We start from the raw sequence: 14,965 nt of genomic DNA, 5'->3' as shown, positions 1-14,965 counted from the left end.
CGCAGTTCCCCGCGCCCCTAAAGGGCGCTGGTCGCTCCCCCACTCTCGGCTTCGCTCGAGCGGGGGGACCCCCATCGCGGCGGCGCCGCACATGTCACAGCCCCGCACCCCTAAAAGGGGCGCTGCCCCCGTTCCCCCGAGGAGACCCCGTGCCCGAAGTCCTCAAAGCCCCCCTGGTCGTCGAGTTCCCCTTCACCCGCTCTCTCGGTCCCGTCCAGAGCGCCTTCCTCACCGGCCTGCGCGAGCGGGTCGTCCTCGGTGTGAAGACCGGCGACGGCAGGACCCTCGTCCCGCCCGTCGAGTACGACCCCGTCACTTCCGAAGAGATCCGGGACCTCATCGAGGTGGCCCCCACCGGCACCGTCACCACCTGGGCCTGGAACCACGCCCCCCGCCGCGGCCAGCCCCTGGACACCCCCTTCGCCTGGGTCCTGGTGAAACTCGACGGCGCCGACACCTCCCTCCTGCACGCCCTGGACGCCTCCGGCCCCGACGCCGTGCGCACGGGGATGCGGGTCCGTATCCGCTGGGCCGAGGAACGATCTGGCGCCATCACGGACATCGCCTGCTTCGAGCCGTACGACAACCTCGAGACGCCTGAACTCGCCGGTCACGACGGGCAGTTCGAGGATATGGTGACCGGCATCGTCGCCCCCGCCCGCCTCGACTACACCTACTCGCCGGGCCGCGCCCAGTCCGGCTACATCAACGCGCTCTCCGACCGGCGGATCGTCGGCGAACGCTGTCCGTCCTGCCGCAAGGTGTACGTCCCGCCGAGGGGCGCGTGCCCCACCTGTGGTGTGGCCACAGTGGAAGAGGTCGAGGTGGGGCCGGGCGGCACGGTCACCACGTACTGCATCGTCAACATCAAGGCGAAGAACCTGGACATCGAAGTCCCGTACGTCTATGGGCACATCGCGCTCGACGGTGCCGACCTCGCCCTGCACGGCCGTATCGGCGGCATCCCCTACGACCAGGTGCGCATGGGGCTGCGTGTCGAGCCGGTGTGGACGGACGGCGGCCGTTATCCCGACCACTACCGGCCGACCGGCGAGCCCGACGCGGACTACGAGACGTACAAGGAGCTGGTGTGATGCGTGAGATAGCCGTGGTCGCCTTCGGGCAGACCGATCACCGGCGCACCAGCGACGAGCTCTCCGAGGTGGAGATGCTCATGCCGGTCCTGCATGACGTTCTCGACCGGACCGGCATGAAGACCAGCGACATCGGCTTCACCTGCTCCGGCTCCACGGACTATCTCGCGGGCCGCGCCTTCTCCTTCACCATGGCACTCGACGGGGTCGGCGCCTGGCCGCCGATCTCCGAGTCGCATGTGGAGATGGACGGGGCGTGGGCCCTGTACGAGGCCTGGACGAAGCTGCTCACCGGGGACGCCGACACCGCGCTGGTGTACTCGTACGGCAAGTCCTCACCCGGCTCCGTACGCGATGTGCTGACCCGGCAGCTCGACCCGTACTACGTGGCACCCCTCTGGCCGGACTCCGTGGCCCTGGCCGCCCTTCAGGCGCAGGCACTCATCGATGCGGGCCACGCGGACGAGCCCGCGCTCGCCGGGGTCGCCGCCCGCAGCCGCGAGGACGCGCGGGTCAACTCCCATGCGCAGCTGCGGGGTTCGGTGCCGCAGGGGGAGTACGTCGTACGTCCGCTCCGTACCGGGGACTGCCCGCCCATCGGCGACGGGGCGGCGGCCGTGATCCTCGCGGCGGGGGAGCGGGCCCGTGAGCTGTGCGAGCGGCCCGCCTGGATCCGGGGGATCGATCACCGTATCGAGGCGCACGGTCTCGGCGTGCGCGATCTGACCGACTCGCCGTCCACGCGGCTGGCGGCCGAGAAGGCCGGCGCCTTCGAACGGCCCGTCGACACCGCCGAGTTGCACGCGCCCTTCACCTCTCAGGAGGTGGTCCTGCGCAAGGCGCTCCGGCTGAGCGAGGACGTCGCGGTCAATCCCTCCGGGGGAGCGCTCGCCGCCAACCCGATCATGGCGGCCGGGCTCATCCGCATCGGCGAGGCCGCCGCGCGTATCCACCGAGGTGAGTCCGACCGCGCGCTCGCACACGCCACCTCAGGACCCTGTCTGCAGCAGAACCTGGTCGCCGTACTCGAAGGGGAGGCCCGATGAGCAAGGAGCCCGTGGCCGTCGTCGGGATCGGCCAGACCAAGCACGTAGCCGCCCGCCGGGACGTGTCCATCGCGGGACTCGTTCGCGAGGCCGCCCAACGTGCCCTGGCGGACGCCGAGTTGACGTGGGCCGACATCGACGCCGTCGTCATCGGCAAGGCGCCCGACTTCTTCGAGGGCGTCATGATGCCCGAGCTGTACCTCGCCGACGCCCTCGGCGCCGTCGGCAAACCCATGCTGCGCGTACACACCGCGGGCTCCGTCGGCGGCTCCACCGCGCTCGTCGCCACGAACCTGATCGCGGGCCGCGTCCACGGCACCGTCCTGACCCTGGCCTACGAGAAGCAGTCCGAGTCGAACGCCATGTGGGGCCTGTCCCTGCCGATCCCCTTCCAGCAGCCGCTGCTGGCCGGCGCGGGCGGCTTCTTCGCCCCGCACGTACGCGCGTACATGCGGCGCACCGGTGCACCCGACACGGTCGGCTCCCTCGTCGCGTACAAGGACCGCCGCAACGCCCTCAAGAACCCGTACGCGCATCTGCACGAGCACGACATCACGCTGGAGAAGGTCCAGTCCTCACCCATGCTGTGGGACCCGATCCGCTACTCCGAGACCTGCCCGTCCTCGGACGGCGCCTGCGCGATGGTGCTCACCGACCGTGCGGGAGCGGCCCGTTCGCCCCGGCCGCCCGCCTGGATGCACGGCGGCGCGATGCGCTCCGAGCCGACCATGTTCGCGGGCAAGGACTCCGTGTCGCCGCAGGCGGGCAAGGACTGCGCGGCCGACGTGTACCAGCAGGCCGGGATCACGGACCCGCGCCGGGAGATCGACGCCGTCGAGATGTACGTGCCGTTCTCCTGGTACGAGCCCATGTGGCTGGAAAACCTCGGCTTCGCCGCCGAGGGCGAGGGCTGGAAACTCACCGAGTCCGGAGTGACGGAACTCGACGGAGACCTGCCCGTCAACATGTCCGGCGGCGTCCTGTCCACCAATCCGATCGGTGCGTCCGGCATGATCCGCTTCGCGGAAGCCGCCCTTCAGGTTCGCGGCCAGGCGGGAGAACACCAGGTCGACGGGGCGCGCAGGGCGCTGGGGCACGCCTACGGCGGCGGCTCTCAGTTCTTCTCGATGTGGCTGGTGGGGGCCGAACCGCCCGCCTCCTGAACTGTGCCCCTCACGTGGCCTGTGCCTGGCGGTGACCGATCGCTAGGCTGGCCGCGGACGACGAACCGGGAGGAGCACGGACGTGGCCGAGAGCACCATCCAGCAGCATCCGCTTGCAGGCTGGGACAAGCCGGAGCTTGACCTCAGCAATGCCGACTGGCGCTCCAGCAGTCGCGGGCTGGGGGATGTCCAGATCGCCTTTGTCGAGGGCTTCATCGCTATGCGCAACAGTGGCCGCCCGGAAAGCCCCTCCCTGATCTTCACACCCGCGGAGTGGGGCGCGTTCGTGTCGGGGGCACGGGAGGGGGAGTTCGACCTCACCTGACACCTGGGGAAGGGGTGGTTTCCTCCTCTTTCTGGGACACGCGACCTTCGGCCCTGCCCCGGGGCCACGCCTGAGCGAGGCTGGCCCCGGGACGACCAGGAGACCATCGAGACCGGGACCAGAGTGCTGGCTGCCATCGCCGACGGCTGCTGGCGCCCATCCCCATGATGGGCTCGGTCACGCAGGCGGTACTGCTGCACGCGGCGAGCCCGGTGGCGGTGGTGCCGCCGGCCGGCGAGGAGGGCTGACCCGTGAGGAGAGCTGACGTTCCTCACCGCAGCACCACACACCCGCGCGTTTCGAGGTCCCGCCACACTCCGGCCGGGACCTCGACATCGTTCCACCGCAGATCCAGCTTCTCCAGCGACGGCAACTGAGCGACCCAGGACGGCAGTTCGCCGAGCCGGTTGGCCCGTAGGTCGAGCCGCCGCAGCAAGGGCAGCCCGCGCAGTACCTCGGGCACTTCCGCGAACTCGTTCTCCCGAAGCTCCAGTTCACGCAGCTCCTGCAGATTTCGTACGGAGTCGGGGAGCACCGTGAGCTGATTGCCGCGCAGCCAGAGCTCGCGCAGCGAGGCCAACTCACCGAGTGAAGCGGGCAGTTCGGTGAGCAGGTTGTGCTGGGCGCGCAGCTCCACCAGGCGCGTCATCGATCCCAATGACTTCGGCAGCGCTGTGAGGCGGTTCTCGCCGGCGTTGAGGTAAGCGAGCCGGGTCAGACGGCCCAACGACTCGGGGAGCGAGGTGAGTTGGTTGTCGTGCAGGTAGAGGAAGCGTGTGAGGCCCGTCAGATCACCCAGCTCGTCGGGGACCTCGGTGAGGCGGTTGTGTCCGAGGTCCAGCGTGTGCAGCGTGGTGAGGGTGCCGATGCGGGCGGGCACTTCGGTGAGCGCGTTGTCCGGCAGCAGCAGGGCTTCCGGTGCGGGATGCTCCCACACCTCTTCGGGTACGCCGCTGAGCCCGCGGCGCCAGTAGTCGAGTACGCCTCGCCTGTTCACGGCCACAGCAACTGCCTGATCCAGCTCTCGCCCTCGTCGGACCGCAGATAGACGAGCCGTGTGTGCCGTCGCTCCTTGTCGCCCTGCCAGAACTCGACGGAGTCCGGGCGTACCGAGTGCAGGGTCCAGCCCGGGGCCACCAGGTCCGGCTCGGCCTCCAGACGGGTCAGCGACTCCTTTGCGGCCGCGTCGCGCTCGGCGAGGTCCGTGAGGGGCTGGGACTGGCGGCCGAGGAGGGCCTCCGCCCGGGCCCCGGCACCGCGTGCCAGGAAGTCCGCCGCGCTGTCCTCGGGGCTCTCCGGGACCACGGACCCGCGCACCCGCACCTGGCGGGCGAGCTGCGGCCAGTAGAAGGTGAGCGCCGCATAGGGCCGCTCGGCGAGATTGCGCGCTTTCACGCTGCCGCCGTCCGACGCGAACTGCCAGCCGTCGGGGCCGATCCCCTTGAGGATCAGCGTGCGTGCCGTCGGGTTGCCGTCGGCGCCTGCCGTCGAGAGCGTCATCGCGTGCGGCTCGCGCACGCCCGCGTCCACGGCCGCGAGCAGCCACTCGGTGAACAGCTCGGAGGGCGTGGCGGGTGCTTCGGAGGGGTCGAAGACGGGCAGTTCGCCAGCGAACACCTCCAGGCTGCGCAGCAGTTGACGCAGATCGGCCACGTGATCCCTCCGGTGTCAATGGATGATGGCGACCTTACCTCTGGCACGACGGCAAGGGCGGGGTCGCCGACGACCTTGCCACCACGGCGGGGCTCACCGCCTGGGTGCGCGACCGCCGGGGCCCGGGCCCTGGTCGATGCCGGCCGGACGGGTTCGGGGCGGTCGCCGCAAGCTTCCCGGTGTGGCACCGGCGGTCGTCTCCCGTACCTCGTCGCGCCCCGACTTGCACGTACCATGGCGACATGTCCTTCCTCCGCCGCCGCAGCGCCACACCCGCAGGGCCCGACTTCGATGTTCTGGCCATGGACCCGGGCGACTGGCCGGGCAATCTCGGCGCGGGCCTGCTGCCCGCCCCCGACGGCAGCTGCCAGGGCGTGTTCCTGCGCTACGACCTGTTCGGTGGCCGCGGTCCCGCGATGATCATCGGCAATCTGCCGGAGGGCTCCCCGGCCCGCGAGGTCGATGAGGGTGAGATCCCCTTCGAGGTGGCCCAGCTGCTGCTGGCGTTGGAGAACGACGAGGAGGTCACCGTCGTCGGCGCTGAGGACACCCCGGTGATGCAGGGCGACAACCTCCTGATCGTGCGCCGCCTCAAGCTCTCCGAGGCGCGTATCTCCTGTGTGCAGTTCGACCGCAGCGACAACGTCCTGGTGACCATCGCCGCCTGGGACCGCCCCATCACCGACGACCTGTACACGCTCCTGAAGCCGCTTCCGGCGGAGCTGTTCCAGCAGGGCTGAATCGAGGGCTCTCTTGTTCGGGATTCCGCACGCTTCGTCATGACTCTTGTCACCTGAGTGATCGGACCTCTAGCGTCCTGAGTCATGTCGCATGAGCCGCATGAGTCACATGAGATATCCCGAAGAGCCACATTGAAGACGACAGTTGGCGGGGCAGCCGGTCTCGCCCTGGGTGGCGGGAGCCTGGCCACGGGCGGGGTGGCTGCCGCAGATTCCTCCGATGTATCTGACGTATCGCGGGAGCCCTTGGTGTTGTGGTACGCCACTCCGGCCGCCGACTGGGAGCGAGAGGCCCTGCCCATCGGCAACGGCGCGCTCGGCGCCATGGTGTTCGGCACGCTCGCCTCCGAGCGGCTGCAGTTCAACGAGAAGACCCTGTGGACCGGCGGCCCCGGCTCGGCCCAGGGCTACGACCACGGCAACTGGCGCGAGGCACGGCCGGGCGCGATCGCCGCCGTGCAGGACGAGCTCGACGCGCAGACCCGGCTCGACCCCGAGAGCGTCGCCGCCGAGCTGGGCCAGCCGCGTGTCGGATACGGCGCCCATCAGACCTTCGGCGACCTGTACCTCGACGTCCCGGACGCACCGACGGCCACGCCGGGCTCGTACCGCCGTGAACTCGACATCTCCAACGCCGTCGCGACGGTCGGTTACACCCACCAACAGGTGCGCCACCAAAGGGAGTTCTTCGCCTCCTACCCCGACGGGGTGATCGTGGGACGGCTGAGCGCGGACCGCCCCGGCAAGGTCACCTTCACCCTCCGCTACACCTCACCCCGCAGCGACTTCACGGCCACCGCGGCGGGCGGTCGGCTCACGGTGCGCGGCGCACTCGAGGACAACGGGCTGCGCTTCGAGGCCCAGATCCTTCTGCGCAGCAAGGGCGGCACCGCCACCTCGAACGCCGACGGCACGATCACCGTGGCCGGCGCCGACAGCGCCTGGTTCGTGCTGGCCGCGGGCACGGACTACGCCGACACGTACCCCGACTACCGCGGCGAGGACCCGCACGCCGCCGTCACCCGGACCATCGACAGGGCCGACGAGCGCTACCAGTCACTGTTTGCCCGCCATCTCCGCGACCACCGCGCCCTGTTCGACCGGGTCACCCTGGACATCGGCCAGAGTGTCCCCGCCGATGTGCCCACGGACCGACTCCTCGCGAACTACACCGGCGCCGCGAGCGCCGCGGACCGCGCCCTGGAAGCCCTCTACTTCCAGTACGGCCGCTACCTCCTCATCGCCTCCTCGCGCCCCGGCTCGCTGCCCGCCAACCTCCAGGGCGTCTGGAACCACAGCACCTCGCCCCCGTGGTCGGCGGACTACCACACCAACATCAACATCCAGATGAACTACTGGCCCGCCGAGGCCACGAACCTCGCCGAGACGACAGCCCCGTACGACCGCTTCGTCGAAGCCCTGCGCGCACCCGGGCGCCGTAGCGCCAAGGAGATGTTCGGCTCGCGCGGCTGGGTCGTGCACAACGAGACCAACCCCTATGGCTTCACCGGCGTGCACGACTGGGCGACCGCCTTCTGGTTCCCCGAGGCGGCGGCGTGGCTCACCGGGCAGCTGTACGAGCACTACCGGTTCGGCGGCTCCACGGACTACCTCCGGAACGCCGCGTACCCGGTGATGAAGGAGGCCGCCGAGTTCTGGCTCGACAATCTGCGCACCGATCCACGCGACGGCACGCTGGTCGTCACGCCCAGTTACTCACCCGAGCACGGCGACTTCACGGCCGGTGCCGCCATGTCGCAGCAGATCGTGCACGACCTGCTGACCAACACCCTTGAGGCGGCCGGCATCCTGGGCGACTCGCCCGCCTTCCGCCGGTCTCTCGAGAAGACGCTGGCCGACTTGGACCCCGGCCTGCGCATCGGCTCCTGGGGTCAACTCCAGGAGTGGAAGGCCGACTTGGACGATCCGGCCGACGACCACCGGCATGTCTCGCACCTTTACGCCCTGCATCCCGGGCGGCAGATCGAGCCCGGCACCCAGTGGGCCGAGGCCGCGAAGGTCTCGCTCACGGCGCGCGGCGACGGCGGCACCGGCTGGTCCAAGGCCTGGAAGATCAACTTCTGGGCACGGCTGCGCGACGGCGACCACGCCCACAAGATGCTCGGCGAACAGCTCAAGTCCTCGACCCTGCCGAACCTCTGGGACACCCATCCGCCGTTCCAGATCGACGGCAACTTCGGCGCCACCTCCGGGATGGTCGAGATGCTGCTGCAGAGCCAGTACGACGCGATCGAGGTACTCCCCGCCCTCCCCGCCACCTGGCCGGACGGCTCGGTCCGCGGCCTGCGCGCTCGCGGGGGCGCGACGCTCTCGATCGACTGGGCCGATGGGCACGCGACTCGCATCGCGTTGACCGCGTCGCGAACGCGCCGGCTCACCGTCCGCAGTGACCTGCTGCCGGGCGGCGAGACGACGTTCAAGGCGATTGCTGGGCGGCGGTACGTGTGGGGCGAGGAGGACTGATCGCTCCACACGGGCATGATGACGGTCCGCGGTGGCCTGTTCCAGGCTCACCGCGGACCGTCATCCCCCGTTCAGCGAGTGCCGACCGCCGCTCGAACGGCCCGGCGGGCCAGCTGGCAGTCGTCGTGCAGCCGCCTGAGCAGCAGCCGCTGTTCCTCGCCGGACGGCGCGGCACCCGGGTGGGCAGGTCCCGGTGCCACCGGGGTCGCCTCGTGCATCGAACGCTGCACGGCCGTCTCGTACGTACGGATCTCACGGGTCAGAACGAGCATCAGGTTCACCAGGAACGCGTCCCGTGCCGCAGGCCCCGCCGACTGCGCCAGCTGGCTGATCTGCCGCCGGGCCACCGGAGCGTCACCGAGGACCGACCACAGCGTCGCCAGGTCGTAGCCCGGCAGATACCAGCCCGCGTGCTCCCAGTCCACCAGCACTGGACCGGCCGGTGAGAGCAGGATGTTCGACAGCAACGCGTCGCCGTGGCAGAACTGGCCCATCCCCTGGCGCCCCGCCGAGTGCGCGATGCCGTGCACGAGCTTCTGCAGATCGCCCATGTCCCGGTCGGTGAGCAGCCCCAGCTCGTGATACCGGGAGATCCGTGCCGCGTAGTCCAGCGGGGCGTCGAACGTCCCCGCCGGCGGGCGCCACGAGTTGAGCCGGCAGATCGAGCCCAACGCCGCCCTGATGTCCGCGCGCGGCGGCGTCTCCGCCGGGTGCCGTTGCAGTGCCGCGACACGGCCCGGCATCCGCTCGATGACCAGCGTGCAGTTGTCCGGATCCGCCGCGATCAGCCGTGGCACCCGCACCGGGGGCCGGTGCCGCACGAACGAGCGGTATGCCGCTATCTCATGGCGGATCCGCTCGGCCCACACTGGAGAATGGTCCAGTAAACACTTGGCGACGGCGGTGCTGCGCCCTGTCGTTCCGACGAGGAGCACTGAGCGGCTGCTGCGGCGCAGCACCTGCACCGGAGCGAACTCCGGACAGATCCGGTGCACCGACGCGATCGCCGAGCGCAGCTGCGCGCCCTGAGGGCCGGACAAGTCGAGTCTCCCGCTGAGCGGTTGGTTGCCGCCCCCCGGTACGCGCCGCGTCCTACCGGCACCGAGTACGGGTGACCCCGGGCGCGCGGGGTCCAGGTAGGGGCCACTGCCCGCCCTCGGCTCCCCGGCTCGAGGAGGCTGTGGACGCGGGCGCAGCGACCGGGGCGGAGCGGACACGGAGGACGATGCTGCGTACATGGGTGATACAGATCCCTTCGTGTGCCTGCGAATTACGGCGCTACCCGCCCCGGCCGCCTCGGTGCACCCTGGGGAATGTCCCTACGGCGACCGGGTCGGGGTGGCGCGTTCCTACCTGACACCCGATGTGCACTGGCACACCATCTGGCGCACCCTGGCGAACCCTGGCGAATAGTCCCGCAGCAACTGACACGGGGTTACTGTCAACTCAGCCGAGAACCTGGGGGCTTGACGTGAGCGGACAACCCAACACCCGTCTGGCGGATCTGTTCGGCCTGGCCGGCTGGTCCAAGGGCGAGCTCGCGCGGATGGTCAACCGGCAGGCGGCGGCCATGGGCCACCCCCAGCTGGCGACCGACACCTCGCGGGTGCGGCGCTGGATCGACATGGGAGAGATCCCGCGCGATCCCGTTCCGCGGGTGCTGGCAGCGCTGTTCACCGAGCGTCTCGGCCGTGTCGTGACCATCGAGGACCTCGGTCTGGTCCGGCACGGGCGTACGGGGAAACGGCCGGGCGGCGGGAGTGCGGAACATCCCGACGGAGTGCCGTGGACGCCCGAGCAGACTGCCGCGGTCCTCACCGAATTCACGGGAATGGACCTCATGCTCAACCGACGCGGCTTGGTGGGCGCGGGCGCCGCGCTCGCCGCAGGATCCGCACTCAGCAGCGCCATGCACGACTGGCTGCACTCCGATCCGGCCCTTTCGGCCGACGCTCCCGAACTCGACGACCCCCTGCACGCCGACCCCGCCGGGTACGACCGCTATGAGGCCGCCCCCATCGGGTCGCAGGAGATCGAGGAACTGGAGCGCTCGGTCGAGGTGTTCCGGGCCTGGGACGCGGCCCGCGGCGGCGGGCTGCAACGCAAGGCTGTCGTGGGACAGCTCAACGAAGTGGGCGGCATGCTCGCCTACCGACACCCCGATCATCTGCAGCGGCGCCTGTGGGGCGTCGCCGCCAACCTCGCCGTCCTCGCGGGCTGGATGTCGCATGACGTCGGCCTGGAGCCCACGGCTCAGAAGTACTTCGTCATCGCCGCCCACGCCGCCCGTGAGGGCGGTGACCGGCCTCGCGCCGGGGAGGCGCTCTCCCGCGCCGCACGCCAGATGGTGCACCTGGGGCGGCCCGACGACGCACTCGACCTCATGAAGCTCGCCAAGTCCGGCTCCGGAGACGAGGTGCTGCCGCGCACCAAGGCCATGCTCTTCACCATCGAGGCCTGGGCCCAGGCCTCGATGGGCAGGGGCCAGGCCATGCGGCGCACTCTCGGAGAGGCGGAGGAACTGTTCGTCTCGGACAAGAACGACGTACCGGCGCCCAGCTGGATGCAGCTCTTCGACGAGGCGGACCTGCACGGTATGCAGGCCCTGGCCTACCGGACACTCGCGGAGCACGAACCAGCGGCTGCCGCCGTCGCGCAGCGCCACGCGAAGGAGGCGCTCCAGTTGCGCGAGAAGGGACGGGACCGGTCGAAGATCTTCGACCACATCTCACTCGCGTCGGCCTGCTTCATCGCCGACGACCCCGAACAGGCCGACCGGTACGCGCGCCTGGCCCTGACCTCGATGGGCTCGAACTCCTCCCATCGCACCTGGGACCGGCTGCGGGAGATGTACCGGCTGACGGGGCAGTACTCCAGCTATCCGAAGATCCAGGACCTGCGTGAGGAGATCAAACTGTCGCTGCCCAAGGGCTGGAACATCCGGGGTGGCAACAGCGCACGGGCATAGGGGGACCGTGCGCTGTGAACTGAACGAATGTGAACAGTAGTCAGGTGGCGACTCTGGCGATGAGTACGCAGGCGTCGTCCTCGCGTTCCGTCTCGCCGAACTCCTCCACGACCGTCCGTACGCAGTCCTGTGCGGCACGGGCCTCGCCGAAGCGGGGGGCCAGGTCGAGGAGGCGGTCCACTGCCGCGTCACGACTGCGCCCGGGGACCAGTCCATCGGTGTGCAGGAGCAGCAGGTCGCCCGGTTCGAGCGTCTCTTCGGCCTGCCCGTAGGCGGCGCCCGAGGTCGCGCCGAGCAGGACACCGTCCGGCGGCGCAAGCGCGCGCCCCGTCCCGTTGCGGATCAGCAGGGGGGCGGGGTGTCCTGCCTGCGCCCATACGAGCGTGTGGGTATCGGGCCGGTAGTGGCAGCACACGGCGCTGCCGAGAGCCGGCTGGACCGACGCGTCCAGTAACTGGTTGAGCCAGGCCATGAGTTGGCCGGGTTCGCCGCCCGCCATGGCCATCCCGCGCACCGCGCCGAGCAGCATCGCCATGCCGGAGGTGACGGTGGTCCCGTGCCCGGTGAGTTCCCCCACGCTCAACAGCGTTTCGCCGCCCGGCAGTTCGAGGGCGTCGTACCAGTCGCCGCCGATCAGCGCGCTCGTCGAGGCGGGCAGATAGCGGGCGGCCACATCCAGGGCGGGAGGCCCTTGTTGCGGGAGCCGCAGGGAGCCGCGCCACGGCGGTAGCACAGCCTCCTGCAGCTCGACCGCGAGCCGGTGCTCGGTCTGCGCGAGGTGCCGTTGGCGTTGCAGCGAGTCACGGGTCTCGCTCACCGTCCGCTGGCTGCGGCGCAGTTCGCTGACGTCCCGCAGCACGGCCCACATCGAGGCGGTGCTGCCGTCGGCCGCGAGCACGGGCTCGCCCATCATGTGCACGGTCCGTACGCCGCCGTCCGGGTGCACGATCCGGAACTCCCCGTCGATCGGCTTGGCGTCGATGAGGCAGTCCGTCACCATCACCGTCAGCCTCGGCCGGTCCTCGTCGAGCACCACGGACGGCAGTTCGTCGAGGGTGAGCGCGGGGGCGGCCGGGTCGCGGCCGAGGATCTGGTAGAGCTCGCCGGACCAGCTCGCCTCGTCGGTCAGCAGGTTCCACTCGGCGCTGCCGACCCGGCTGAGCAGCGAACCGCGCCGGGGTGCGGACGGCACGGTTCGTACCACGGCCGCCGCGTCGGGTGTCACGGGCACGGGCGGCGGTCCGTCCCGCAACTGCGCCAAGTGCGCGTCGAGATCGTTCAGTTGGTGCATGGCCAGATCGCACAGTGCGCGCTGCCAGCGTCCTTCGGGGTCCGTGTCGTCGATCCGCGCGTCACGCCGCACGGCGTCCACGTCGCCGCGCAGCCGACGCGTCTGCGAAATCAGCGCGTCGACCGAGCCGCGTGGGGGCGGCTGGGCGGCTGGGTGGTCCGCCGAGAGATGGGACGGCATGACGTACTCCGATACAGGCCCGGTACGACCAAGGCTGAGGGAAGGACCGGTTACGACTCTTGCACAGCCCGCGACGCGCTGTAAGGGATTTGGCAAGACGCGATGCACTGGTGCCTGTGGCATATGCCTACGTCCTCACAGAGTGCCCTGGCTCGGACGGATCGAGTACGCGGGAAAGCGGCCAAGTCGTAGACATAGTAAGTGAGTTGATGAAGTTGTGGCAGTAGGCGCCGATTCCTTCAAGCGCGTGTTCGACGAGCGTACGTGCGGCTGCCGATGCCGTGCCCCGGGCGAGGGAATGGGGCATATGTAGGGGGCCGTGCCGGGGCCGGCAGCCACGCTCGGTCAGGAAGGCGGTCGCTCCTGAGCCCCGCAGGAGCTTCCGGCGTCCGCAAGCTGGCCGTACAGCAGGAAATCGTCGACCTTCTCGTGCACGCACTTCGACGAACCGTACCCGGTGTGGCCCTCGCCCTTGTTGTCGAGCACGACGGCCGACGGACCGAGCCGCTTCGCGGTCTCCACGGTCCAGCGGTACGGAGTCGCCGGGTCGCCGCGGGTGCCGACCAGGAGCATCTTCGGGGTGTCGACGTCGCGTACGTCCTCGCGGATGTAGTCGGTGCCCTTGGGGCGGCCGTAACACATGAGGACCTGGGTGAGCCGGTAGCGGCCGAAGACTGGTGAGGCCTCCTCGTACTCGGCGCGCAGCCGGTCGAGATTCCTGGTGATCCGGGCGGCGGTGGGGCGGTCGGGATCGTCCGCGCAGTTGATGGCCATGAGCGCGGCCGGGAGGTTGTCGAGGGGGATGTCCGCCTCGTCGACGAGCCCGCCGTTGCCGGGCGCCGCGATGCCACCGGCGGAGAATCGCATCAGTCCCCGGGGGTCACCGTCCTCGACCAGCGATCTGAGCGCCTGCGAAAGGGCCGGCCACAACTCCTTGCTGTAGAGGGCCTGTCCGAGGGCGTCCGCGAGGTCCTGGCCGGAGAAGGGCTCGCCGAACTCCGTCGGCAGGGGATCCTCGTCCAGCGAGCGGACCAGGTCGACCATGTGCTCCCTGGCCGTGCGCGGATCCTGGCCGAGCGCGCAGCTGATGTCGTCGGTGCACCAGGTGAGGAAGTCCTCCAGCGCGGTCTGCAGTCCTTCGGTGCCGGCGAGGCCCTGCTCACCGAGCGGCTCGGTGAGCGTGTCCACGCCGTCGAGCACCAACCGGCCGGTCTTGTCCGGGAACTGGGCCGCGTAGACCGCGCCCAGCCGTGTTCCGTACGAGAAACCGAGGTAGTTGAGCTTCTTGTCGCCGAGGGCGTCGCGCATGATGTCCAGGTCCCGGGAGACGTTGACCGTGCCGATGTGCGGGAGCACGGGCCCGGAATGCTTGGCGCAGGCGTCGGCGGACTTCCTGATCAGCTTCAGCGCGGCCTGCGGATCGTCACTGTCCGGTTCGGTGTCCTCGGCGGGGCTGTCCGTCGGATCCGCGACCCCCTCCCCACAGCTGACCGGCGAGCTCCTGCCGACGCCGCGCGGGTCGAAGGTCACCACGTCGTAGCCGTCCGTCAGGCCCATGAAGACATCGCCGCCGGCGGCGAGTTCACTGACTCCCGAGGCGCCGGGGCCGCCGAAGTTCAGCAGTACGGAACCCCTGGAATCGCCCGTCGCCCTGAAGCGGGCCATGGCTATGTCGAGCGTTGCGGCATCGGGTTTCGCGTAGTCGAGCGGAACGGTCACCTTGCCGCACTGCAAGTCCTCGGGTACCCCCATCCCGGCGTCCTCGCACTTGGCCCAGTCGATCTTCTGGTCGTAGAAGCGGGACAGGCCGGGCCGCTCGGCCGCGGTCACCGGCTGATCGGCCGTGCCCGCCGTCGCCGGCCCGGCTCCCAGCAGAGCCTGTGGCGGCAACGCGGCTCCCACCAGGGCCAGCGTCACAGCGCCGGCGAAAGCGCAGCGGTGGTGCGTGAACAGCATGGAACCCTCCAGGGACGCCCCGGCCCAGGACCGGGATTCCCCCTGGCTCACGATAAGGGCCCACC

The 14,965-nt window shown here is 70.1% G+C and carries 12 protein-coding genes and 1 pseudogene; 8 read left to right on the top strand and 5 right to left on the bottom strand.

Translation table 11 applies throughout. The features are described from left to right. Window positions 1-149: 149 nt before the first annotated feature. From ACYVO6_RS18540 to ACYVO6_RS18520, 5 genes and pseudogenes are all read left to right on the top strand, one after another. Window positions 150-1,094, top strand: coding sequence for a Zn-ribbon domain-containing OB-fold protein (locus ACYVO6_RS18540; RefSeq protein ID WP_461062499.1), 945 nt, complete (start codon window positions 150-152; stop codon window positions 1,092-1,094). Next, window positions 1,094-2,140: a thiolase domain-containing protein gene (locus tag ACYVO6_RS18535; protein WP_461062498.1), complete on the top strand. Its 1,047-nt coding sequence runs from the start codon at window positions 1,094-1,096 to the stop codon at window positions 2,138-2,140. Before ACYVO6_RS18540 ends, ACYVO6_RS18535 begins: the two co-directional genes overlap by 1 nt. Then, on the top strand, window positions 2,137-3,303 hold the full coding sequence (locus ACYVO6_RS18530; protein ID WP_461062497.1) for a thiolase domain-containing protein: 1,167 nt from the start codon (window positions 2,137-2,139) through the stop codon (window positions 3,301-3,303). Before ACYVO6_RS18535 ends, ACYVO6_RS18530 begins: the two co-directional genes overlap by 4 nt. 82 nt (window positions 3,304-3,385) lie before the next feature. Further along, the gene (locus ACYVO6_RS18525) at window positions 3,386-3,628 is read left to right on the top strand and encodes a DUF397 domain-containing protein (protein ID WP_328773670.1); all 243 of its coding nucleotides are present in this window, start codon (window positions 3,386-3,388) and stop codon (window positions 3,626-3,628) included. Window positions 3,629-3,756: 128 nt separating this feature from the next. After that, window positions 3,757-3,876, top strand: a pseudogene (locus ACYVO6_RS18520) (universal stress protein); the annotation flags it as partial. Between the two features lie 23 nt (window positions 3,877-3,899). Here ACYVO6_RS18520 and ACYVO6_RS18515 read toward each other — a convergent pair. Both ACYVO6_RS18515 and ACYVO6_RS18510 read right to left on the bottom strand, forming a co-directional pair. Then, the gene (locus tag ACYVO6_RS18515; protein WP_461062496.1) at window positions 3,900-4,625 is read right to left on the bottom strand and encodes a leucine-rich repeat domain-containing protein; all 726 of its coding nucleotides are present in this window, start codon (window positions 4,623-4,625) and stop codon (window positions 3,900-3,902) included. Further along, on the bottom strand, window positions 4,622-5,281 hold the full coding sequence (locus ACYVO6_RS18510; protein ID WP_461062495.1) for a pyridoxine/pyridoxamine 5'-phosphate oxidase: 660 nt from the start codon (window positions 5,279-5,281) through the stop codon (window positions 4,622-4,624). The genes ACYVO6_RS18515 and ACYVO6_RS18510 overlap by 4 nt, the downstream gene beginning before the upstream one ends. A 242-nt stretch (window positions 5,282-5,523) precedes the next feature. On the opposite strand from ACYVO6_RS18510, the gene ACYVO6_RS18505 reads away from it, so the two are divergent. Together ACYVO6_RS18505 and ACYVO6_RS18500 are read left to right on the top strand one after the other, a co-directional pair. Then, the gene (locus ACYVO6_RS18505; protein ID WP_461062494.1) at window positions 5,524-6,021 is read left to right on the top strand and encodes a hypothetical protein; all 498 of its coding nucleotides are present in this window, start codon (window positions 5,524-5,526) and stop codon (window positions 6,019-6,021) included. Window positions 6,022-6,270: 249 nt separating this feature from the next. After that, entirely contained in the window at window positions 6,271-8,505 is a 2,235-nt protein-coding gene (locus ACYVO6_RS18500; protein ID WP_461062493.1) for a glycoside hydrolase family 95 protein, read from the top strand. A 71-nt stretch (window positions 8,506-8,576) separates the two neighbouring features. Here ACYVO6_RS18500 and ACYVO6_RS18495 read toward each other — a convergent pair whose 3' ends face one another. Further along, window positions 8,577-9,743 (bottom strand): aminoglycoside phosphotransferase family protein, encoded by a 1,167-nt coding sequence (locus ACYVO6_RS18495; RefSeq protein ID WP_461062492.1) that lies wholly within the window; start codon window positions 9,741-9,743, stop codon window positions 8,577-8,579. A 233-nt stretch (window positions 9,744-9,976) separates the two neighbouring features. On the opposite strand from ACYVO6_RS18495, the gene ACYVO6_RS18490 reads away from it, so the two are divergent. Then, window positions 9,977-11,473, top strand: coding sequence for a DNA-binding protein NsdB (locus ACYVO6_RS18490; RefSeq protein WP_461062491.1), 1,497 nt, complete (start codon window positions 9,977-9,979; stop codon window positions 11,471-11,473). Between the two features lie 40 nt (window positions 11,474-11,513). On the opposite strand, the gene ACYVO6_RS18485 is transcribed toward ACYVO6_RS18490, so the two are convergent. Beyond that, a complete protein-coding gene (locus ACYVO6_RS18485; RefSeq protein ID WP_461062490.1) occupies window positions 11,514-12,944 on the bottom strand; it encodes a PP2C family protein-serine/threonine phosphatase in 1,431 nt (476 codons plus the stop codon). A gap of 345 nt (window positions 12,945-13,289) precedes the next feature. Beyond that, window positions 13,290-14,900, bottom strand: a complete 1,611-nt coding sequence (locus ACYVO6_RS18480) for an alpha/beta hydrolase (protein ID WP_461062489.1) — start codon at window positions 14,898-14,900, stop codon at window positions 13,290-13,292. Window positions 14,901-14,965: the final 65 nt, after the last annotated feature.

Source organism: Streptomyces pseudoechinosporeus (genome assembly GCF_054783935.1).
The sequence above is the reverse complement of the archived record's forward strand: the minus strand, read 5'-3'. Positions and strand labels throughout refer to the sequence as shown.